Origin of the sequence: Arthrobacter globiformis (genome assembly GCF_003261175.1) — a bacterium.
GTDB lineage: Bacteria > Actinomycetota > Actinomycetes > Actinomycetales > Micrococcaceae > Arthrobacter > Arthrobacter globiformis_A.
Window position 1 is genome coordinate 32,859 of sequence record NZ_QLNP01000098.1, and the last position, 18,522, is coordinate 51,380.

Consider the following 18,522-nt stretch of genomic DNA (forward strand, 5'->3'; position numbering starts at 1 on the left):
GGATATGGGGTTCGAGGTCCGTCTGGGCGAGGATTTCACCGACAAGCCGTCTGAGCTGGAACTCCAGGCGACTTCCCCGCGCTGGTGGGGCGGACGGGGCAGCCGCTTCGGGGTGGTACGCCCGTGTTTGGGATAGTTCGGCCGGCGTGGGGGGACACGAAACGGTGAATCGTTCTAGCCCGCTCTCGTTCATCGGCGGCACCGGCGGGCGCGGGTCCACGACCGTCATCTCGCGCGTGGTCACGCGATCACCGGGACGATGCCCGTGACCAGTGTGCCGAGCCGCGCCGCGACGCCCACTTCCAGGCCGGTCTCTGTGAACACGAGGTTGTCGCCGCTTATGACCAGTATGTGACCTGCCGTGGTTCCTTCGAGCCACAGGGCATCGCCAACGTCCGTTTGATCATGCTGCTGGGAATGCAGGAGTTCTCCGTCCACATGCAGCGCACCTGCTCGGCCGTCGCTCACCGAGCAGGTGCAGGTGTCCCGCGCGGGAACAGATCGCCGTACGATCTCGCCATAGCTGCCGGTCAATGACATCTGGAACCCATGGTTGAGCAGGGCTGAAACCAAGGCAGACGTCATCTCACCGCCGGGGGCTCCGAAGACCAAGCTCGGTGTCAGGGTGAAGGCAAGCACGGGAATGCTCCGTTCGCTGCCTGGGCCTCTGGCCAGGACGAGACGCGCACCGACTGAGGTCAGATCGCTGTCAAAGTCGGCCGACTGAATCAACCTCAGGGCAGGTTCCTGACACTGCAGGTGATAGACAGCTGGATCGAAGGTGAGGGACACCATGCCCTCCAAGTCGTGGCTTTCGGTGATGTCGACAGTCAGGGATACGGCAGCGCCGGGGCCGAGTGGAAGCCGGCAGGCAGCGCAGCGGCTGGCCATTCCCATGACTGTCTCGATGTACTGGGCAGTGTCCCTGCCCTTGAAGGATTCCAGTCGCGTGTCCCAAGCGACATTGCTGGTGATAGGCATTTCCGCAGTCCAATCTGTGACGCGGCATCAGTTGCGCGGCCGCTGGGCGGCCTTTACGTTCTGAAGCGAGAGTTGGCCGCCGGGCTGCTCTGCCGAACCCGGCACACTGATTGGAACGAGTTACTTCTAACTCCCCAGCCAGATGCCGTTAGCTTGGCACCGTCACCCTAGGGAAACCCCTCGGGACCCTAGGGAGCTGACGGGGGTCCAACCAAACTGGTCCCCTCGCGGCCGTGGTCGGGATAGCTTAGGGTCCGATGCCAAACCACTGTCCCCTGAGACCTTCCAAACAACTCCCTGAACGGTTCCAAGGAACTCCATCCTAATTCCAAGGACGGTGCCAGAGACTTGAACCGGCCGGCAACGGACAGTACTGCCTAGCTCTCCGTTGCCGGCCGCCAAATGGACCTCGGAGTCATCTAGGATTCGTGTATGCGCCGGACTGTTGTGAACAACATCGTCTCCCTGGACGGATTCTATGCTGATCAAAGCGGGAACCCGACGGTGCTGAACATGGACGAGACTTTCGACGCCTACAACCTTGAACGGCTGCGGTCGGCGGGAACGGTGTTGCTGGGCCGGACATCCTTTGAAGGATTCGGTGCCTACTGGCCGGCCATCGGGGACTCTGACGAGGACCCCAGCAACCGCGCGTTGAGTCCGGACAACCGGGAACTCAGCCGCCTTTACAACCGCGTGGCCAAAGTGGTGGTGTCGGACTCCCTGACTGTCCCTGCGGACCACCCCTGGGTGGCCACCACCGCTGTCATCCGACGGGACGAAGTGGCCACGTGGCTGGAACAGGAAAGGCTCAACGGGACCGGAGACATCCTGATCTTCGCCAGCCGCATCATGTGGAACAGCCTCCTGGCCCAGGGACTCATCGACGAACTGCACCTGACCGTCAGTCCGGGCGCCCTCACGTCAGGCCAGCCCCTGTTCCTGCGGCCGGCAAACCTTTCCCTGTTGGAAGTGCGGGCGTTCCCGGGATCCGGCAACGTCCTGCTGCGGTACCGCCCGGCGTCGGCCTAAAGCCGGCCGGCCGCCGCCGGACTTAAGCGCCGCCGTCGTACCTAATTGTCTTCGCTGCCCTCGGAAGCGGCCCCGAACCATCTCTCCAGGTGGGGGAGCAGGCTGTCCTGGTCTTCGCCGATCCATGCGACGTGGCCGTCCGGCCGCAGCAGGACCGCGGGCGCGTCAAGTTCGCCGCTGGTGTCCGCGACGTGGTCGATCCGGTCCGCCCACCCCGTTACGGAGAGTCTGCCGGTCTGGTCCAGCAGGAGCCCGCGGGCTTCGCGGGTGAGCTCGTAGAGACGGCCCCGCGAGAGGGGGATGTCGCGCAGCCGCCTGCCGAGCAGCCCGGGTCCTTCGCCGAAGTCATAACGCACCCCGATCGAGGCGATCCTTTCGGCGAGGAACCGGCTGACGTCGTCGAAGTCCATCAGCTCAGCCAGCAGGCGGCGCACTGCCTGGGGGCCGGGCTCGGGGGAGATCAGTTCGCTCTGGGCGCGGGTGATGGTGAGCACGCCTTCGGCGACGGGGTGGCGCTCCTCGAAGTAAGTGTCCAGCAGCGCCGGCTGCGCCCAGCCGTTGATTTCGGCGGCGAGCTTCCAGCCGAGGTTGAACGAGTCCTGGATGCCGAGGTTCAGGCCCTGTCCTCCCAGCGGCGGGTGGACGTGCGCCGCGTCGCCGGCGAGGAACACCCGTCCCGCGCGGTACTGCTCGGCCAGCCGAGTGGCGTCGCTGAAACGCGTTATCCAGCGCGGTGAGTGGACGCCGAAGTCGGTGCCGGCATGGGCCCGCAGTTGGGTCTTTAGCTCCTCCAGCGTGGGCGGGACCGAGCGGTCCTCGGCCACCGTGGCCGCCGGCACCACAGAACGGAAGAGCCCGTTCCCGGCCGGGCCGACGCCGAACCCCCTGTGCGTCTTGCGGACCTCGTCCACAATTTTGGCCAGCTCGTCCGGCGGCGTGGTCACCTCCATCTCGCTGTGGATCCATTCGTTCGTGGCGGGGTCCCCGGGGAAGCCGATGCCGAGCTGCCGGCGCACCAGGCTGCGTCCGCCGTCGCAGCCGACCAGCCAGCGCGAGCGTTCTTGGGTGCCGTCAGCGAGTTCGATGGTCACGCCGTCGTCGTCCTGCGCGAAGCCCGTCACCTCGCAGCCGCGGCGGACCTGCGCGCCGAGTTCGACGGCGCGCTCCGCCAGGAGGCGGTCGGTGACCGGCTGGGGGATGCCGAGGATGTAACCGTGTGCGGTGTCCAGGTCCGCCGGCAGGGGTTTGTCGATCCCGGCGAAGCGGCCGACCCCCGGGTACTGCTGCCCTTGTGCGAGGAAACGGTCCAGCAGCCCGCGCTGGTCCATGATCTCGATGCTGCGCGGGTGCAGGCCGAGCGAGCGGACCGCCTGCGTCGGCTCGGCGTCCTTCTCCAGCACGAGCACGTCCACCCCGTGCAGCCGCAACTCGCTGGCCAGCATCATCCCCGTGGGCCCGCCACCGCTAATGATTACGTCGAACATGTGAAACCCCAATCCAAACTCGCCGCGGCCAACCATTCTGGCCGGGGGTGGGGCCCTTGCGGCAAGCCCCCTGGCAGGCGATATCCTGAAAGTGGCAAGGGGATCGTTTCCCCTTGCCTTTCGCATGTGCGGTCCCGCCGTCGGGCTTCTACCACGGCACGTCATATTGACTTTCGATAGAAATAATCAGAGCCTTAGGCCATGTCTATCGTTAGTCGATTGGTCCTCCCGCTCAGGGTTCTGCTGGTAATGGTCTTCCTCGGGCTGCTGGTGGCCCAGGTCATGTCGTTCCCCGGCCAGTTTCTCTCCACCGCGGAGGAAGGGCCCGGGGCGGATCCTTGGCGGTGGCCGATGCTGCTCTTCTGGGAACTGGAAGCCGTCTGCCTGCAGGTTGTGATCGTCTGCATCTGGCGGTTGCTGACCCTGGTGCAGCGCGACCGGATCTTCACCGCGGCCTCGCTGCGGTGGGTGGACGTGATCATGTGGGCGTTCGTGGTGGCGTGGCTGGTGCTGGCGTCGATGGCCGGTTCCCTCGTCGCGTACATCTACTTCACCCCCGAGCTGCGCGACCCCGGGCTGCCAATGGTGTTGATTGGCACCACGCTGATCGGTGCGGTGCTGGTTCTCCTGATCGTGGTCATGCGGGATCTGCTGCGCCAGGCGACGTCCTTGCGGACGGACATGGAAGGGGTGATCTGATGGCGATTGTGGTGCGCATCGACGTCGAGCTGGCCAAACGCAAGATGAGCGTGGGGGAGTTCGCCGAGCGCGTGGGGATCACCCCGGCCAACGTGGCGGTGCTGAAGAACGGCCGGGCGAAGGCTGTCCGCTTCAGCACACTGGACGCGATGTGCCGGGTCCTGGGCTGCCAGGCGGGCGACCTGCTCGAGTGGGTCGACGACGATGCTGCCGGCGACTCGGCCGAGAAACCGTAAGGCGGCTGTTCTCGCTCAGCGGGGATGACCCCGACCGGAGCCGCCTTTGCATCGGTAGGCTATGCCCATGGTGTTGGGGGACGCGGGGCAACCGCAGGCAGTTCGACCACGCAGGGTGGTCCTAGATGCCTACGCCTTTATCAAGGGCTGGTTGATTGCCACGTCGCTCTGGGTAGGAATACTGCTGATCTTTGTTGCGGCAGGCTACGGCGTAGCCGCTGGGCGAGACGGCACCGACGGCGGGCACGTATGGGGCCTTTTGGGCCTGGTGATTTTTTATGGCTTCGGAGTTTCGCTGGTGTTCGCGGCGCCACTGGCCTGGGTGTTGTCCTACCTTCTGCGCCCAGTCCGGAATCAAAAGATCCACATCGGGGCCTTTTTCGCGGTTCCCACCCTCGCGTTCTGGTTGCTGGGAAGTGTTTTGGGCCTTGGCTGGCAGCCTTTGCTGCTGATCCCGTGGGCCACCGTTGGCGCGGCGGCAGCGATCGGCCGTTGGGCGATCCGTAGGGACGTCCTTTCCGAGACTTCCGCCGGACCGCCCGCCGCATGAAGGGCTAGGCCCCGCGGGGCACCCTGTCCGGGTGCACCATGTCTCCGAAGCCGTGGACCATCCACCGGCCGTGGTCCGGCCGCCACACGAGCGTGATCAACAGCGGGTCATCCAGGATTGTGGCCGGTGTAATGAACGTATGTTCCTTGGCTTCCCGGATAACTCGCATGTAGCAGACCTCGAGGTCCCCGTGGGCGTAGACGGCTTCCTGGAGCATGCCGGGGTCCTCGATGGAGTCCAGCAGTGCGGCGGCGATTTCAAAGGCCCCCCACAACGGACGGGACTCCGGGGTGACGATCAGATGCAGGTCATCCAAATTCCTCGCCCTGTCATGGAGCGCCCTGAAGAACCAATACCCGATCTGGCGCGGGTCATTGGCTATTTCCTGCGACTCCTCCGCATAGAGGTCAAAGTCCTCCGTCATGGCACAAAGGTACTCGTGGGGCCGGGGCGCTGACGAGACTTTCCCGGGGTGGAAATTGTGGCCGGAGCCGAGACGGCTGAAGCGCTTCGGCTAGGCTAAGTCCATGACGTTGGGGGACGCGGTAGAGCCGCTTGTGCACATCAAAAACTTTCGCATGGATTTCGGGGAGACGACGGTCGTCAAAGACCTGTCCTTCGATGTCCGGGCCGGTGAAACCTTCGGGTTCCTGGGCAGCAACGGGTCCGGGAAAACCACCACATTGCGAGCGCTGCTGGGCATCTACCAGCCCACCGCCGGCACCCTGCACATCGGCGGGAAGGTCTTCGAACCGCGGGACGGGGCGCGCCTTGGATACCTGCCGGAGGAGCGGGGCCTGTACAAGAAGGAAGCCGTCCTGGACGTGATGGTCTACTTCGGCAGGCTCAAGGGCCTGAGCAAACACGGAGCCCGCGCCTGGTCGCAGACCTACCTGGAACGGGTCGGCCTCGCGGACAAGGCCGCCGTCCGGCTGGACAAGCTCTCCGGCGGCCAGCAGCAGAAGGTCCAGCTCGGCGTCACCATCATGAACGGCCCCGACCTGCTCATCCTCGACGAGCCCACGAAGGGGTTCGACCCCGTGAACCGCCGGCTGCTGATGGACATCATCGAGGAGCAGAAACTCGCCGGCGCCACGGTCATCATGGTGACCCACCAGATGGAGGAAGTCGAGCGGCTGTGTGACCGGGTGATCCTCCTCAAGGACGGCACGGCCCGGGCCTACGGGACGGTCGCCGAAGTCCAGGACCAGTTCGGTGGGACCGTCTACCGGCTGGGCTACGAGGGCATCCTGCCCGCCTCGGACCTGTACGACGTGGTGCGCGACGGCGACGGGCACGCGGAGCTGGCCCCCGCCGTCGGGGCGGACGAAACGGCGGTGCTGCGGGAACTGATCGGCGCCGGCGTCGCGGTGCGCAGCTTCGCGACGGCACGGGCGTCACTGGAGGAGATCTTCATCCAGGTGTACGGGGAACAGCACGAAATGGCGGAGGTCTAGGACGATGGCACGCACAGCATTCAAACAGCACAACCTGGGCACCGTCGTCGGGTTCGAATTCATGCGGACCATCAAAAAGCGCGGGTTCGTGATCGCCACCCTGGCCATCCCGGTGGTGTTCGCGATCATCTTCGCCCTCGTCTATGCCAGCAACTCCAGCACCTCGGCAAACGCCGACGCGCAGAAGAACTCTGCGCTGACCTTCACCTACACCGACGCCTCCGGCCTCATCCCCACAGCGCTGGCCCAGGCCGCAGGCGGGAGCGTGGCGTCCGACCCCGGCGCTGCCCTCGAGTCGGTGAAGAAGGGGAGCAGCGAGGCCTACTTCGCCTACCCGGCAAACCCCGCCACCGAGCCGGTCAAGGTTTATGGCGCGGACAAGGGCATGTTTGAGAACGGCAAGTATGAGGCCGTGGCCAAACACCTGCTGGTCACCGCGGCCCAGTCCAAAGTGAATTCACCGGAAGTCACCGCCGCCCTGAGCGGGGAAGTGAAGTTCGACGCCGAAACGTACCGGGACGGCCGGGCCTCCGGAGGCATCGGCTCAGTGATACCGCCGCTGGTGTTCCTCGTCATTTTCTACGTCAGCATGATTCTGCTGTCCAACCAGATGCTCAACAGCACGCTGGAGGAGAAGGAAAACCGGGTCACGGAGATGATCCTGACCACGCTGAACCCCACCACCCTGGTGACCGGCAAGATCATCTCCCTGTTCGCCGTCGGGCTTCTCCAGATAACGGTGTTCCTCGCCCCGATCGCCGCCGCCTACTTACTCTTCCGCGACTCGGTGGCCCTGCCCGATCTTGACCTGTCCTCCCTGGTGTTCGAGCCCGTGCCGATGATCACCGGGGCGCTGCTGCTGCTGGGCGGCTTCACCCTGTTCACCGGCGTGCTCGTGGCCATCGGCGCGATCATGCCCACTGCCAAGGAAGCCGGCACCATCTTCGGCCCGCTGATGGCCCTGATCTTCGTGCCGTTCTACGCCGTCAGCCTCATCATCAGCGACCCGGAAGCCCTGATCGTGCAGGTCTTCACCTACTTCCCGCTCACCGCGCCCGTCACCGCGCTGCTCCGCAACGGCTTCGGAACCCTGGGCGCCGTCGAATCGGCCATCGTGATCGCCGAGGTCTTCATCGTGGGGATCCTCATCCTGCGCCTGGCCGTGCACCTGTTCCGCTACGGCTCCATCGAATACGGCCGCAAGCTGTCCATCGCCGGGACGTTCCGCCGGAAGGAACTGACGGCCAAGTAGCGGGTTTGTTGCCGTCCCGGTGCGAGAATGCCGCATGGCCATATTCCTGGAGACACAGCGGCTCGTGCTGCGTCAGTTCACTGCCCGCGACGCGGACCTGCTCGTGGAGCTCGACGGCGATCCGCGCGTGATGCGGTACATCACCGGCGGTGCCCCGACACCCCGGGAAGAGATTGAAAGCGACTACCTTCCGGCGTTCCTGGGCTACTACCAGAGGTTCCCGGGCTACGGCTTCTGGGCCGCGGTGGAGAAATCAACCGGGGATTTCCTTGGCTGGTTCCACTTCCGGCCCGCCCCCGGCGACCCGCCCGACCAGCCCGAACTCGGCTACCGGCTGCGCTGCGAGGCGTGGGGGAAGGGGTACGCCACCGAGGGTTCCCGGGCCCTGATCGCCAAGGGGTTTGCGGAGTTCGGCGTGCAGCGGGTGGTTGCCCAGACCATGGCAGTGAACACCGCCTCGCGGCGGGTGATGGAGAAATCCGGAATGCGCTTTGTCCGTTCCTTCGTCGCTGACTGGCCCGTGTCCATCCCGGGCGATGAGCACGGCGACGTCGAGTACGCGATCTCCCGGAGTGAGTGGGAGCTGAACCAGGCCGCCGTCGTTGAACGCTGACCTGACGGCGGTGGCCTACTACCTCTGCACGATGTCGTCCGCCACACGGTGCAGGTCCTGAACCCAGCCTGTTGAACGGCTGGGTGCTCCCGAACTAGCCTCAAAGTTCGCTAGGGCTTCCGCTATACCTTCCAAAGCCTCCGAGATATTGGCCTTGACGGCCTCGTAGCCTTCCTCGGAGCGGGGATCAGACGAAGCCACGCGCAGCAGCTCCGCTCCGGCCCTGATGATCAGCGACGCCTCGTACTCGTTCACACTCATACCCCGGATTTCTCGGTATTGGACGCTGCGGAACCTGCTGCCAGCACAACTGTACATCCGCGTCCCCTCGACCCTGCTGCCTCCGCATCATCACCGAGATTCCTGCATCGCGTCATCTGCAAACCCATTCGCGACATCATCAGGAATGATCCGTTGACTGCATATAGGTTGATCTGAAAGCCGCTACTCGGCATGCCGATGGTGGTTCCTAGTTTGACCTTGGGGGAGTGGATGGATCGTCGTGTTGTCAGGGTCGGGTTGACGATCACGAAGCTGTCCGCATTGGGTTCGCGGCCGCAGCGTCGGTGGAGGCAAAAACTGCGGAGGTCCCGGTCGTTGCGGTGAGGCTCGCGGACACGGTTAGCTCACTGTTGGCTGGCTCCAACGGGATGTTCGATGTGGTGGCTTTGGACATGTCCCTGGCCGACGGATCCCGTCCAGGGGACAACGTGCGCAGGATTGTGCAGGCCGGGTATCCCGTTTTGGTCTTCAGCGTCGGTGACCGATCGGACGCTCTTAGGGAGGCGCTCGCGGCCGGCGCCTCCGGTGTATCAAGGAAGTCCGATGACATCCGAGACACGCTGAACCTCGTGCGCCAGGTGGCGGACGGGGCGACCATCGACAACCAGGACTTGGCGGCAGCCATCGACGGAGATGCCGAATTCGTCGTGGCGTTGAGTGACAGGGAACGCGAGACGTTGGGGTTGTACGCCGCAGGTTTCACGCGGACGCAGATCGCGTCAAGAATGAACGTTTCTTCCAATACGGTAGGAACGAATATCAAGCGTATCCGCGAGAAGTACGCCGCTGCTGAGAGGCCGGCCGCCACCAAGCTGGAGCTCTACCACCGGGCTGTGGAGGACGGCGTCCTTCCCCCGGAACGGTTGTGAGCATGGAGTCACGGTGCGGATAAACGCCCGAACGGGTGGTGGCGCAGGCCCCATTTCCCGGGCCAGCATCGATTTCGTCCTTGGCCGCTCCACCAGCATCTTCGCGCTGGTGCTCTACTGCCTGTCACTGCCCGCTGTCGTGGCCCAAATACCGTTGCACAACCTGTGGTGGGATCTGGTCTTCATGGCGGGGATCCCGGCCGCAATACTGTGGACGATGCTCGTCCGGAGATCGCTCGTGTGGCTTCGGATCGCTGCCGGAGTTGCCGCTACTTTGATGATCTCAAGCTATCTCTTGTGGTTCATGGGGCTTCTCGGCGACGGCAGCCAGATTGGGTCAAGGCCCTGGTCCTGGGGTGTAGCCGGTGTTGGCATCGCCTTGGCCGCCATTGCGTACAGCGTCGGGGCTGCAGTCGTCTATGGAACTGTGTTCTGCGTCCTGATTGTGTTGGTGCCGCTGGCGACGGCTGGTAACACTCAGGTGGGGACCGATGCCGTTCAAGACGCGCTCCTGACCGCTGCTTTGGCCGTGGTCATCATCGCGCCGATCACGGCGCTGCGCAGGGCAGCCTCAGCTTCGGACCGGGCATCGGTTGCGGCCGTTGCCAGCTTCGCTGCCGCTGCCCGCGCTGAGGCCATCAGGGTTGAAAGATCCAGGCTGGACGCGCTGATCCACGATACGGTGATGGCAACGCTCATTGTGGCGGGGCAAGCCCGTTCTCCCGAGGTGGTGGATGCCGCGCAGAAAGCCGCCGTGGACGCCCTGTCCGACCTGGCAACCCTGGCCGGGGAACCGAACGTGGACAGTGCATTCGTCGGTGAGGACGAACTCGTTAGTCGGCTCCGCGCAGCCACAGCCCGGTACGGGCCCAGCATCAGGTCACATCCAGATCTTGCGGAACCCGAAACCCAGTGGGCTATTCCGTTGGGCGCCGCGCGTGCACTCATCCAGGCAGCCACCGAAGCCGTAAGAAACAGTTTCCTCCACGCGCCCGCTGCGCCGGCGGAAGTGAAGATCACATGCCGGCGGGGGCCGGCTGCCGCGGGCCCGGAAGTGGCAATTGACATCACTGACGGCGGACCAGGATTCGACACAGGCGCGCTTCCACAGGAGCGGATGGGCGTCCGGGTGTCCATTATCCAAAGGATGCGCGAGGCAGGCGGCGAAGCCCGGATCGCGTCGAGCCCGGCCGGCGGAACCCATGTCCGCCTCACGTGGAGGATGCCCGCGGATCATGGATAACGCCATTACCCGGCCGCTCATTCTGGCCCTCGGCCTGCCATTCCCCGCGGCCCACATTCTGCTCGGCCTGGCCAACCTGGGCACGGTGACCTCAATCTGGAATGCACTGGCCGCCATGGCAATCTGCCTCGTGCTAATGGCCGTCGTTACGTGGCCAGGCAAGGGCAGGACCCTGCCACGGTTTCATGCGGTAATGGCCGTTTTCGGCGTTGTTCTGATGGACCTGCTGGTCATGACCGCGCTCCCGTCAGATGTTCATCCCGGTTACGCTGCATGGCATTGCGGAGCCATCGAGATGCTGATGGTGACCGTCGCCATGAGGAACAGGGTGGCACTGGCCTGGCTGGGCATCAGCTTGTTCGCCATTTTGGACTTCAGTGGCTCGATGCTTCACCGGCTGAGCGTTGTGGACGCGCTCGCGTTGGTGGTCACCCCGCTGATGTGGATCGGCATTGCAACCGCGGTGAGCAAGGTACTGCGTCGCTGCGTTGACCAGGCCCGGACATACACCAGTCAGGAGACGGAGGCGGCCCTCCGTTTGGCCCGCGAAGAAGCGCAGCGGCTGGCGCAAACCCAGTGGACCCAAGAGCTTGACCGTCTCGCCCGTCCCTCACTGGAACTCATCGCAAGTGGTTCGCTGTCGGAGCAGGATCGCCAGGACTGCGCCCTCTTGGAAGCCCAGCTCCGCGACCAGATCAGGGGCCGCGCTCTGGCAACACCGGAAGTGCTTCGAGCTGCCCGGAATGCACGGGCGCGTGGGGTCAAGGTGGACATTCTGGATGACCGGGAGACAGAACTTTCCGCCGCTGTACTGAGTGAAGCGTCTGCGCTGCTGTGCACCTCACTGGAGAATGCCGGCGGGGGATTCGTACGGGGACGGGCACTCCCTTCCGGGTCGAAGACGGCCGTAACCATCCTCGCCTACGATGAGTCGGCGCATCAGGATGAGGTCTACGTGGAGATCAGGGAACGGTAACCCAAGGAGGGCGCCTGAATCCGCCGTCACCAGTTGTGGTGACAATTCACTGAAACGGGCGTCGCAGCGGCGCAACGCTACCCGGAATATCGATAGCGTTTGGGCAGGGCCTGCTGCGACGGCTTTTTGGGGGATCGTCGCAGCAGGCCTGAGCAGGAGGGGACACCTCCTACGTGAAGATGTCCGCCACGTACCGGCCGTGCGTGCGCTCCACCTCGTCCATCCAGGCATCAGCATCCGCTTCGGAAGCGCCGGTGGCCTCCTGGTAAATGTGCTCGCAGGTTTCGCGGACCTCCGGCGCCATGTTCTTCCCGTCGCCGCAGACGAACACCGTGGCTCCCTGCTGGACCAGTTCCTTGACGTCCGCCCGGTCCGCCCACAGCCGGTGCTGGACGTATCTTTGCCCGTCGGTCGGCTCCTTGGAAAACACCGGCCGCAGGTCCAGGTTGGCCTGCTCCGCCCAGGACTCCAGCTCCGTACGGTAGAGGAAGTCGGTGTCCGGTGCCCGGCAGCCGAAGAACAGCAGGGACTTCGCCGGCTGGATGTCTTCGGCCTGGGCCCGCAGAGCCCGGTCCTGCACGAAGCCGCGGAACGGCGCCAGGCCGGTCCCGGCGCACACCATGATGACCGGCATGGCCAGGGACTCCGGCGGGTGGAAGGCCGCGTTCGACGGCCGCACCGTCACAGCCACCCGTGATCCCGGCCGCGCCTGGGCCAGGTACGTGGAAGCCGCCCCCTCGAAGGTGCCGCGTCCGGACCACGCCGGGGCCTGGATGACGGCGAACGTCAGCGTCGCGTGGTCAGGGCTCCAGAGCGGCGACGACGAGATGGAGTACCGCCGCGGCGTCAGCTGGGTGAGCAGCTGCAGGAACGACGTGAGAGGCAGCTGGCACGACGGGTACATCTCCAGCAGGTCCAGCAGCGAGACGCGCTTGTCCACGATCTCCGCCGCATGCCGCTCCCGGTCCTGCGCGAGCGCCCGCAGCTCAGCACGCTGGGCCGGGTCAGCTGCCACCTCGGCCAGCTGCTCCAGTAGCGGCCGCGTGGCAGGAACCGCGAGTTCCACGTAGCTGCTCAGCAGCTCGCCCACGGCCACGGGCGTGCCGGTGGGCAGGAACGTGTCCCCGTGCTCCATGGCCAGCACCACGTGGGAATCGTAGTCCAGGCTGAATCGCGTGAGCGCCCGCTGCACGAGGTCGCTGGGGTTCAGCGGCAGTACTGCCAAGTAGTCGCCTGCCCGGTAGCTCATGCCCTCCGGCAGCGCGATCTCCACGTGCCGTTTGGACCGCGCATCCGGCTTGGTCAGGTCCACCAGTTCCCGGTTCGCGACGACGGTGCCCACGGCCAGATCGTTTTGCCGCAGGAACGTGTCCCGGACGTTGCCCACGAACTGGACCTCCAGTTGCGGCTTGCCGGTGGGCGCACTGGTCCGCTGGCCGAGGGCGCCGTCCACCGCCGGCCAGAACCCGGCGTACCACTCCTCGAAATCACCGAAGAAGTCGCCGCGGGCATTGGCCTCGCCGCGTTCGTAGATCCGCTCGGCGCCGGCCGCCTCGAGCCGCGCGTCGATGGCCTTGGGCACCTCCTGGTACGTCCGGGCCCAGTCCCGGTTGCCGTTGCCGAACACCGTGTACCGCACACCGGTGAGGCTGCCCGGCTGCAGGCTCTCGGTCCAGGTCATGAATTTCTTGGCGTTGTCCGGCGGCATCCCCTCGTAGGAGGAGGCCACGACGGCGACCAGCCCCACCGTGGGAAGCCCGCCGGCCGCCGCGTCCAGCGGGGCGATGGTGGGGCTGTAGCCCCGCCGCCCGGCGTCGTTCGCTATCCGCTGCGCGAAGTCCTGGGACGTGCCCGCGTTGGACCCGTACAGGACGCGCACCGGAACGCCGTTGGCGGTGGCAACTGCCAGCGCCTCCGCCGTCCTTTGCGGTCGGCCGCTTTCCTGTCCTCCGTCTGCCTGTCCGACGGCGGCACTTGCCGCTGCGTCGATCCGGACGTTCCGGCGTCGGACGTGGATGTACAGCCCTTCCGGCTTCATGGTGAGGGTGTGCTTGATGTGCAGCTCATAGTTCGGATCCGCGGCAGTGATGTCGAAGCGCTGCAGGGCCTTGGCCAGGAACAGCTGGGCCTCCTGCAGGGCAAACCCGCGGCCGATGCAGGAGCGCTGGCCATTGCCGAACGGCTTCCACGCGTTGGCCGGAATGGACTCGACGCGCTCGGGGGAGAACCGGTCCGGGTTGAAGAGCTCGGCGTCCTCGCCCCACGCCGACTTGTCCCGGTGCAGCTGCGGGATCAGCACCATAAGGGTCTGGCCCTTGGAGATCTCGTACTGCCCCCCGATCACGGTGTCCTCGTAGGGCGCCACGTTGAACGCCGGGGCGGTGGGCCACAGCCGGAGCGTTTCCTTGAGGATCTGGTCCAGGTACCCCAGCTTGGGCAGGTGCTCAAACCGGGCTGCTTCGGTGCCCAGCACCTCGTCCACCACCGCGCGGGCCTTTCTCAGCACCTCCGGATGCCGCAGCAGCTCGTACATCATGAAGGTGATCAGGCCGCTGGTGGTCTCGTGTCCGGCCACCAGGAAGGTGACCATCTGGTTGCGGACATTGTCCTCGGGCAGGCGCTCGCCGGTCACCGGGTCCGCCGCATTCAGCATGGTGTCCAGGATGTCCTCGCTGCCCGGCGGGTTCGGGTTGCGCCGCCGGTCGCTGATGAGCTGCTCGGCCACCTCGAGCATCAGCGCGTTGTCCTCCTCGAGCTGGTGCCGCTTGCGGATCATGAGCTTGTTCTGCACTGGAAGCCGGGTGGACCTGTCCCGGGACTCGCTCAGGGCTCGGACCATGGCCCCGATGAAGGGGTGCATCTCATCCCGGTAGAGGCTGTTGAAGCGGTAGCTGAACGAGCACAGGGCAATGGTGTCCAGGGTCAGTCGGGTGGCATTGTCCGCAACGTCGATCCTTGCCGCGGGGCCCAACCGCTCCCACTTGAGCAAGAGCTGCTCGAGGATGTCGTCCATGCCGGCGAACATCTTGGTCAGGGCTTTCGGTCCGAAGGCGGGCATCAGGATGCGGTGCGCCTTTTGCCAGTTGGGTTCCTCGGTTTCGGCAGTGAACAGTCCGTCGCCGATGAATTCGCGGACCTGGCGCAGGGAGATGCCGAGCACCTTGCCGAAGCGGGTCTCATCGCAGATCTCGTTGACGAGCTCCTGGGAGGAAACGGCGATCATGCTGCGGTTGAAAACCTGGATGCGGACGATGGGGCCGTACTCCTCGGCGACTTCCATCAGGCCCATGACTCCCTGGCTGGCGTCGATATCGGGCAGGTTGCCTACCAGGGGCTTTGGCGGCGGCTGGGGGATCGGGGTGCGGTTGCTGTTGCTGCTTTGGGTGGGGTTGCTGGGGTTGCCGGGCGCAGGCATGGTGCCCTCCTAGGCGGTCTGCATTGACACTTGTGCACTAGTTTGTTGGTTTCTGTTTGCCGGGAGGGGCGCCGGTGCTTGCTGGCTCTTGGCGGGGGCTTTTTGCCGGAGCTTTGGCGGGGCTGGCCGGGCGTCACGGGCCGGGCTCGACCTAGGATACTCCCGTTGGATGCCGGGGACTACGGGTATTTTCTAGGGCCGGTTTCGTTGCTGGAGGCAGCCGGGATTCTCAACCTCAGCTGAAGATTTGCGCAGTTAAGGAAAGGCCCGGTCAAGATCTTCTGAGCTTATCCACATGTGCGGGCGAATCGGTTTCGTTGGCCTGCCCGGCATGCTCCCATGGTAGGAGCATGCCGCCATCCTCCAGCATCCGGCGGCCTTTTATGGGGAGATCTAATGTCAAAGCATCTGGCACCTGCCGCTGTCCGGCGCACGCCTCAGGACCTACGTCATGCCGTTCTGGGCCGTCCCGTTCTGAGCCGTGCCGTCCGGATAGGCGCAGGCGCGGCATTCCTGGCGGTCTACGCTTTTGGATTCCAGGGCGCTGGCCCAGTTCTTTCGTCCGGTGTGTCCTCCGGGCAGGTGGCGGCAGGCGTGCACGGTGACGCCTCAGTCGGCGTGCCCCTCGGTTCGGTCACGCTGGCCTCGGCTGCAGTTGCTTCGGCTGGGGAGGGCTCCGTTTCAGGCGCCTTCGTCTCAACCGCCGGTGCCGTGTCGGCCTCGGCGGATGCGTATGTGTCCTACAGCCGTACGGTGGTCTTCACCGCGGCAAAGCCGGTGAGCCAGAAACTCCATGCTGCATCAAGCAAGGTGAAACGCCCCGCGGCAGGAACTCTGATGGCACCGTTGGAGGTCCTTACCCCCACCTCGCACTTCGGTCTGCGGACGAGTCCCATCACCGGTTCCGTAGGTGAGTTTCACTGGGGCCAGGACTTCTCCGCCGCCTGCGGAACGCGCGTGTATGCTGCGGATTCCGGCGTGGTGCGGACCGTGGGGTGGCATCCGTGGGGCGGCGGCAACAGGGTGGAAATCGACCACGGCAACGGCCTGATCACCACCTACAACCACCTTGAGGGCATCGGTGTGAAGAAGGGCCAATCGGTCCAGGTGGGGCAACTTATCGCCAAGGTCGGAACCACGGGGTCATCAACCGGATGCCACCTGCACTTCGAAACGATTCTGAACGGCAAACACACCGACCCCGACAACTGGACTCTGCTGCGGCTGCGTCATTCGGGGCCCGTTGCCAACGTCAAGATGACCGACTACGGGAAGGCCGGCACCGCTGCGGAGACTGCCTCCTGGGCTGTTCCGGTGGAGGCCAGCGCCCGCCGCGCAGCGCCAGTCGAAGGGCATGAATCGCCTGCCGTTGCCGTTTCAGCGGCTAGGTCTTCCTCTGCTGCCGCCGCGTCTGTTTCCGCAGCGCAGCCTTCATACTCGTGGGCCGCGGGTCCGGCGCAGTGGGTGGCCTCGCCTAAGCCGGTAACGCCGGTTCCCGCACCGAAGGTGGCCGCGCCCAAGCCCAAGCCCAAGCCAGCAAGGCCGGTTCCGGCACCGAAGGTGGTCGCGCCTAAGCCCAAGCCGGCAAAGCCGGTTCCCGCACCGACGGTCGTCGCGCCCAAGCCCAAGCCCGCCAAGCCGGTCCCGGCACCTGTTGTCGCGCCCAAGCCGGTTCCGGCACCGGTTGTCGCGCCCAAGCCGGCAACGCCAGCTCCTGTGGTTACTCCGGCTCCGGCCCCAGTTGTTGTGCCGGCTCCTGTGGTTGCTCCTGCTCCTGCTCCCGTCGTCGTGCCGGCGCCTGCTCCAGTTGTTGTGCCAGCTCCGGCGCCGGTCGTCGTGCCAGCTCCTGCGGTTGATCCCGCTCCGGTTGTCGCGCCGGTTCCCGTGGCCGTTCCGGCTCCTGCGCCGGTCGTCGTGTCGGTTCCTGTGGTTGTGCCGGCTCCAGTGGTTGTGCCGGCTCCTGTCGTTGAGCCGGCTCCGGTGGTTGAGCCCGCTCCGGCACCCGCTGATGCTCCGGCTCCTGTGGCGGCTCCGGCACCTTAAACCAGTGCAGCTCCGAGCGGGTGGCAAGACCGCGCCAAGAAGGTTGACCTGATGAAGCCGAGCTATCGGTGGGTCGGACACTTGGCGCTGGTCTTGCACCTGCGAAAATGACCGCATGACCCACGAACAGCACCACACCGCTTTCGAAGCCGCCTACCAAGCCGCCCAAAAAAGCCTCCGCGAAGGCGGCATCCCCATCGGAGCAGCCCTCGCCCGCGACGGCGTGGTCATCGCGAGCGGACACAACGAACGGGTCCAGAACGGGGATCCGATCGCGCACGGCGAAATGTCAGCACTTCGCGCGGCCGGCCGGCAGACGAGCTACCGGGACACCACGCTCTACACCACCCTCGCCCCGTGCGCCATGTGCACCGGGACCATTATCCAGTTCAAGATTCCCCGCGTGGTGGTGGGTGAAGGGCGCACGTTCGACGGCGAATTCGAGCTTCTGCGATCACGTGGCGTTGAGGTGCTGGTCCTGGACGATCAGCGCTGCGTGGACATGATGCGCACCTTTCAGGACAACAACCCGGACCTGTGGGCAGAGGACATCGCCGAGTAGGACCAGGCTAGTTGCCCCTCGGCAGGGTGAGGATTTCGGCCCCGTCGTTCGTGATGGCGATCGTGTGCTCGCTGTGAGCCGTCCGACAGCCCGTCGCACTTCGGAGCGTCCACCCGTCGGCATCAGTGACGAGCTGGGCCGTGTCCGCCATGACCCACGGCTCGAGCGCGAGCAACAGCCCTGGCCGCAGTTTGTATCCGCGGCCGGGTCGCCCGGTATTTGGAACGTGCGGGTCCTGGTGCATGGTTGATCCGATGCCATGACCGCCGAACTCGGTGTTGATGGGGTACCCCGCCTCGCCGAGGACCGAGCCGATTGCATAGGAAATGTCGCCGATGCGGGCCCCGGGTCCGGCGGCTGCTATCCCTGCGCTCAGCGCGCGTTCGGTCGCGTCGATCATCGCGACGCTTTCCGCGGGCTTTGATTCACCCACGATGAAGCTGATGGCGGCGTCTGCTGCGACTCCGTGTTTGGAGACGGCGAGGTCGAGCGTCAGCAAATCGCCGTCGGCAAGCGTGTAGTCGCGTGGCAGCCCGTGGAGCACGGCGTCGTTGACACCCGTGCAGATGTAGTGGCCAAACGGCCCGCGTCCGAAGGAAGGCGCGTAGTCGACGTAGCAGGACTCCGCTCCAGCCTCGCGGATCATGTCCTGGGTCCAGCGGTCGATCTCCAGGAGGTTCGTGCCCACCGCGCTGCGGCTCTTCAGCGTGTGCAGAATGTCAGCGACCAAGGCGCCGGACTCTTTTGCTCGGGCCAGTTCGGCGGGGTTGAGGATCTCGATCATGCGGCGGCCCTTCTCGTCTACCAATAACTATACCGGCCATATTA

18 protein-coding genes are annotated in these 18,522 nt (G+C 65.3%); 12 read left to right on the forward strand and 6 right to left on the reverse strand.

Features of this window, described 5'->3' with window-relative positions; translation table 11 throughout:
- Nucleotides 1–240 precede the first annotated feature (240 nt).
- Entirely contained in the window at nt 241–981 is a 741-nt protein-coding gene (locus DBZ45_RS16725) for a hypothetical protein (RefSeq protein ID WP_111905002.1), read from the reverse strand.
- A gap of 432 nt (nt 982–1,413) precedes the next feature.
- Here DBZ45_RS16725 and DBZ45_RS16730 point away from each other — a divergent pair, with 432 nt between their 5' ends.
- The gene (locus DBZ45_RS16730; RefSeq protein WP_111905003.1) at nt 1,414–2,013 is read left to right on the forward strand and encodes a dihydrofolate reductase family protein; all 600 of its coding nucleotides are present in this window, start codon (nt 1,414–1,416) and stop codon (nt 2,011–2,013) included.
- 41 nt (nt 2,014–2,054) lie between these two features.
- Here the strand turns inward: DBZ45_RS16730 and rox are convergent, their stop codons facing one another.
- Nucleotides 2,055–3,497 (reverse strand): rifampin monooxygenase, encoded by a 1,443-nt coding sequence (rox, locus tag DBZ45_RS16735; RefSeq protein ID WP_111905004.1) that lies wholly within the window; start codon nt 3,495–3,497, stop codon nt 2,055–2,057.
- A 201-nt stretch (nt 3,498–3,698) separates the two neighbouring features.
- On the opposite strand from rox, the gene DBZ45_RS16740 reads away from it, so the two are divergent.
- From DBZ45_RS16740 to DBZ45_RS16750, 3 genes are all read left to right on the forward strand, one after another.
- Nucleotides 3,699–4,196 (forward strand): DUF2975 domain-containing protein, encoded by a 498-nt coding sequence (locus DBZ45_RS16740; RefSeq protein ID WP_111905005.1) that lies wholly within the window; start codon nt 3,699–3,701, stop codon nt 4,194–4,196.
- Entirely contained in the window at nt 4,196–4,432 is a 237-nt protein-coding gene (locus DBZ45_RS16745) for a helix-turn-helix domain-containing protein (RefSeq protein WP_111905006.1), read from the forward strand. The genes DBZ45_RS16740 and DBZ45_RS16745 overlap by 1 nt, the downstream gene beginning before the upstream one ends.
- 67 nt (nt 4,433–4,499) lie before the next feature.
- A complete protein-coding gene (locus DBZ45_RS16750; RefSeq protein WP_146617535.1) occupies nt 4,500–4,982 on the forward strand; it encodes a hypothetical protein in 483 nt (160 codons plus the stop codon).
- 4 nt (nt 4,983–4,986) lie between these two features.
- Here DBZ45_RS16750 and DBZ45_RS16755 read toward each other — a convergent pair whose 3' ends face one another.
- Complete coding sequence (locus tag DBZ45_RS16755; RefSeq protein ID WP_111905008.1) at nt 4,987–5,406, reverse strand: hypothetical protein; 420 nt, start codon at nt 5,404–5,406, stop codon at nt 4,987–4,989.
- Between the two features lie 103 nt (nt 5,407–5,509).
- On the opposite strand from DBZ45_RS16755, the gene DBZ45_RS16760 reads away from it, so the two are divergent.
- The 3 genes from DBZ45_RS16760 to DBZ45_RS16770 are packed head-to-tail and all read left to right on the forward strand — an operon-like array spanning nt 5,510 to nt 8,304.
- Complete coding sequence (locus tag DBZ45_RS16760; RefSeq protein WP_111905009.1) at nt 5,510–6,439, forward strand: ABC transporter ATP-binding protein; 930 nt, start codon at nt 5,510–5,512, stop codon at nt 6,437–6,439.
- Between the two features lie 4 nt (nt 6,440–6,443).
- Nucleotides 6,444–7,691, forward strand: a complete 1,248-nt coding sequence (locus DBZ45_RS16765) for an ABC transporter permease (RefSeq protein ID WP_111905010.1) — start codon at nt 6,444–6,446, stop codon at nt 7,689–7,691.
- Between the two features lie 34 nt (nt 7,692–7,725).
- Nucleotides 7,726–8,304, forward strand: a complete 579-nt coding sequence (locus DBZ45_RS16770) for a GNAT family N-acetyltransferase (protein WP_111905011.1) — start codon at nt 7,726–7,728, stop codon at nt 8,302–8,304.
- Between the two features lie 18 nt (nt 8,305–8,322).
- On the opposite strand, the gene DBZ45_RS16775 is transcribed toward DBZ45_RS16770, so the two are convergent.
- Nucleotides 8,323–8,565 carry a hypothetical protein gene (locus DBZ45_RS16775; RefSeq protein ID WP_223257129.1) on the reverse strand — a complete coding sequence of 81 codons (243 nt, stop codon included), beginning with the start codon at nt 8,563–8,565 and terminating at the stop codon, nt 8,323–8,325.
- Between the two features lie 305 nt (nt 8,566–8,870).
- Here DBZ45_RS16775 and DBZ45_RS16780 point away from each other — a divergent pair, with 305 nt between their 5' ends.
- The 3 genes from DBZ45_RS16780 to DBZ45_RS16790 are packed head-to-tail and all read left to right on the forward strand — an operon-like array spanning nt 8,871 to nt 11,674.
- The gene (locus DBZ45_RS16780; RefSeq protein WP_111905013.1) at nt 8,871–9,455 is read left to right on the forward strand and encodes a helix-turn-helix transcriptional regulator; all 585 of its coding nucleotides are present in this window, start codon (nt 8,871–8,873) and stop codon (nt 9,453–9,455) included.
- Nucleotides 9,456–9,468: 13 nt separating this feature from the next.
- Nucleotides 9,469–10,698 carry a sensor histidine kinase gene (locus DBZ45_RS16785; RefSeq protein WP_111905014.1) on the forward strand — a complete coding sequence of 410 codons (1,230 nt, stop codon included), beginning with the start codon at nt 9,469–9,471 and terminating at the stop codon, nt 10,696–10,698.
- A complete protein-coding gene (locus tag DBZ45_RS16790; RefSeq protein WP_111905015.1) occupies nt 10,691–11,674 on the forward strand; it encodes a hypothetical protein in 984 nt (327 codons plus the stop codon). Before DBZ45_RS16785 ends, DBZ45_RS16790 begins: the two co-directional genes overlap by 8 nt.
- Before the next feature lie 169 nt (nt 11,675–11,843).
- Here the strand turns inward: DBZ45_RS16790 and DBZ45_RS16795 are convergent, their stop codons facing one another.
- A complete protein-coding gene (locus tag DBZ45_RS16795; RefSeq protein WP_111905016.1) occupies nt 11,844–15,089 on the reverse strand; it encodes a bifunctional cytochrome P450/NADPH--P450 reductase in 3,246 nt (1,081 codons plus the stop codon).
- Between the two features lie 396 nt (nt 15,090–15,485).
- Between DBZ45_RS16795 and DBZ45_RS16800 the strand changes: the two genes are divergently transcribed.
- Nucleotides 15,486–17,132, forward strand: a complete 1,647-nt coding sequence (locus DBZ45_RS16800) for a M23 family metallopeptidase (protein WP_223257130.1) — start codon at nt 15,486–15,488, stop codon at nt 17,130–17,132.
- A 115-nt stretch (nt 17,133–17,247) separates the two neighbouring features.
- A complete protein-coding gene (locus tag DBZ45_RS16805; RefSeq protein ID WP_111905018.1) occupies nt 17,248–17,694 on the forward strand; it encodes a nucleoside deaminase in 447 nt (148 codons plus the stop codon).
- Between the two features lie 7 nt (nt 17,695–17,701).
- On the opposite strand, the gene map is transcribed toward DBZ45_RS16805, so the two are convergent.
- The gene (gene map, locus DBZ45_RS16810) at nt 17,702–18,478 is read right to left on the reverse strand and encodes a type I methionyl aminopeptidase (RefSeq protein WP_111905019.1); all 777 of its coding nucleotides are present in this window, start codon (nt 18,476–18,478) and stop codon (nt 17,702–17,704) included.
- Between the last annotated feature and the right edge of the window lie 44 nt (nt 18,479–18,522).

Excerpts from the sequence above, each read along its gene's own strand:
- rox (WP_111905004.1), bottom strand. The coding sequence starts at position 3,497 with ATGTTCGACGTAATCATTAGCGGTGGCGGGCCCACGGGGATGATGCTG.
- DBZ45_RS16790 (WP_111905015.1), top strand. The coding sequence starts at position 10,691 with ATGGATAACGCCATTACCCGGCCGCTCATTCTGGCCCTCGGCCTGCCA.
- DBZ45_RS16750 (WP_146617535.1), top strand. The coding sequence starts at position 4,500 with ATGGTGTTGGGGGACGCGGGGCAACCGCAGGCAGTTCGACCACGCAGG.
- DBZ45_RS16770 (WP_111905011.1), top strand. The coding sequence starts at position 7,726 with ATGGCCATATTCCTGGAGACACAGCGGCTCGTGCTGCGTCAGTTCACT.
- DBZ45_RS16745 (WP_111905006.1), top strand. The coding sequence starts at position 4,196 with ATGGCGATTGTGGTGCGCATCGACGTCGAGCTGGCCAAACGCAAGATG.
- DBZ45_RS16755 (WP_111905008.1), bottom strand. The coding sequence starts at position 5,406 with ATGACGGAGGACTTTGACCTCTATGCGGAGGAGTCGCAGGAAATAGCC.
- map (WP_111905019.1), bottom strand. The coding sequence starts at position 18,478 with ATGATCGAGATCCTCAACCCCGCCGAACTGGCCCGAGCAAAAGAGTCC.
- DBZ45_RS16775 (WP_223257129.1), bottom strand. The coding sequence starts at position 8,565 with ATGAGTGTGAACGAGTACGAGGCGTCGCTGATCATCAGGGCCGGAGCG.
- DBZ45_RS16760 (WP_111905009.1), top strand. The coding sequence starts at position 5,510 with ATGACGTTGGGGGACGCGGTAGAGCCGCTTGTGCACATCAAAAACTTT.
- DBZ45_RS16730 (WP_111905003.1), top strand. The coding sequence starts at position 1,414 with ATGCGCCGGACTGTTGTGAACAACATCGTCTCCCTGGACGGATTCTAT.
- DBZ45_RS16740 (WP_111905005.1), top strand. The coding sequence starts at position 3,699 with ATGTCTATCGTTAGTCGATTGGTCCTCCCGCTCAGGGTTCTGCTGGTA.
- DBZ45_RS16765 (WP_111905010.1), top strand. The coding sequence starts at position 6,444 with ATGGCACGCACAGCATTCAAACAGCACAACCTGGGCACCGTCGTCGGG.
- DBZ45_RS16795 (WP_111905016.1), bottom strand. The coding sequence starts at position 15,089 with ATGCCTGCGCCCGGCAACCCCAGCAACCCCACCCAAAGCAGCAACAGC.
- DBZ45_RS16805 (WP_111905018.1), top strand. The coding sequence starts at position 17,248 with ATGACCCACGAACAGCACCACACCGCTTTCGAAGCCGCCTACCAAGCC.
- DBZ45_RS16800 (WP_223257130.1), top strand. The coding sequence starts at position 15,486 with ATGTCAAAGCATCTGGCACCTGCCGCTGTCCGGCGCACGCCTCAGGAC.
- DBZ45_RS16725 (WP_111905002.1), bottom strand. The coding sequence starts at position 981 with ATGCCTATCACCAGCAATGTCGCTTGGGACACGCGACTGGAATCCTTC.